Raw genomic sequence first — 2,024 nt, forward strand, 5'->3', positions numbered from 1 at the left:
TGCGTATCGGCCGTGATGCCGTGCGCAGCCGTCGAGACGCCGCCCAACAGGCCACCCAGCAAACCGCCGCCGCTGCCCAGCAGACCGCCAGCCAAGCCGCCTTCGCCGGTCAGGCCGCCCAGCAGGCCGCCTCCACCGGTGACGCCGCCAAGCAGACCGCCTGCTCCAGCCAGACCACCCAGCAGGCCGCCTTCGCCGGTGACGCCGCCGAGCAGGCCACCTTCACCGGTGATGGTGCCAAGCACGCCGTCCACGACCTGGGTCACGGTGCCCAGCGGGCCGCCGTTGGTATTGGTCAGGCCTTCGACCAGGCTGGTCACGGGTGCCAGCACACCGGTCTGCGGATCGACCAGGGTGTCGACGACATGGCTGACCACTGCGGCAGGCGTGTCGCCCAGCAACTGGCCTGCAGCGCCTTGCACCGTGGTCACCAGGCCGATGCCCGACTCGGGGATGCCAACCACGCCGCCGCCCAGCAGACCGCCGAGCAGGCCGCCTTCACCGGTCAGGCCGTCCAGCAGGCCGCCTGCTCCGGCTGCGCCACCGAGCAGGCCGCCTCCGCCGGTCAAGCCGCCCAGCAGGCCACCTTCACCGGTCACGGTGCCAAGCACGCCGCCTACGACCTCGGTCACGGGGCCCAGCGGGCCGACGTTGGTGTTGGTCACGCCTTCGACAAGGCCGGTGACCGGTGCCAGCAAACCGTTCTGCGGATCGATCACGGCATCGGCAACATGGCTGACCACCGCCGCGGGTGTGTCGCCCAGCAACTGGTCTGCAGCTGCCTGCACCGTGGTCACGAGGCCGACGCCTCCGCTGCTGCCCGGCGTGCCCGTATTGCCGCCACCCAGCAGGCCGCCCAGCAAGCCGCCTTCGCCGGTGACACCGCCAAGCAGGCCGCCGCCCGTCAGACCGCCGAGCAAGCCACCTTCGCCGGTGATGCCGCCGAGCAGGCCGCCGCCCGTCAGGCCACCCAGCAGGCCACCTTCGCCGGTGACGCCGCCCAGCAGACCGCCGCCCGTCAGGCCACCGAGCAAGCCGCCTTCACCGGTGATGCCGCCCAGCAGGCCGCCTTCGCCATTCAGGCCGCCCAACAGGCCGCCCGCACCGGTGACGGTGCCGAGCACGCCGCCCACGACCTGGGTCACGGGGCCCAGCGGGCCGCCATTGGTGTGGGTCAGGTCTTCGACAATGCCGGTGACAGGCGCCAGCACGCCGGTCTGCGGATCGAGCACGGTATCGGCCACATGGCTGACCACCGCCACGGGCGTGTTGCCCAGCAACTGGTCCGCGGCCGTCTGCACCGTGGTTACGAGGCCGGTGCCGCCTGGCGTGCCAGGGGTGCCGCCGTTGCCGCCACCGAGCAGGCCGCCCAGCAGCCCGCCTTCGCCGGTCAGGCCTCCGAGCAAACCTCCTTCGCCGGTAACACCGCCAAGTAGGCCGCCTTCGCCAGTCAGGCCGCCGAGCAAACCGCCTTCACCGGTGACGCCGCCCAGCAGGCCACCTTCTCCAGTCAAGCCACCCAGCAAGCCTCCGTCACCGCCCAGCAGGCCGCCGAGCAGGCCGTTGTCACCCAGCACGCCTTCGACGATGCCGCCCAGGCCGCCCGTCGAGGCGCCGGGCACGGACAGGCCGGCAATCAGGTCGTTCAGCGTATCGATCACGGGCGCCAAGGCCTGGCCATCCACCAGGGTCAGGCCCTGGGCCAGTTCGGTCAGCACACCCAGCGGGCCGCCTTCCACATTGGTCAGGCCTTCCAGCACGCTGGTCACGGCCGACAGGGTGCCGTCCGTGGGATTGGTCAGCGCATCGAGCAACTGGCCCACGGGCTCGGCCACCGTGCCGCCCAGCAGGTTGTCCACGACGTCCTGTGCGGTGGTGACGATGCCGTCGCCGGCGCCGCCACCCGGGGTACCGCCGATACCGCCCAGCAGGCCGCCGAGCACACCGTCGACGATGCCGCCGATCACGCCACCACCCAGGCCGCCTTCACCGCCCAGGCCATCGGTCAAGCCGCCGATCAGCTG

Annotated in this window: 1 pseudogene; it reads right to left on the reverse strand. The window is 72.0% G+C overall.

The annotated features are described in order from the left end of the window. Positions 1-2,024: pseudogene (locus tag ACYVKR_RS22720) on the reverse strand (hypothetical protein); the annotation flags it as partial.

Source organism: Comamonas humi, assembly GCF_054782535.1.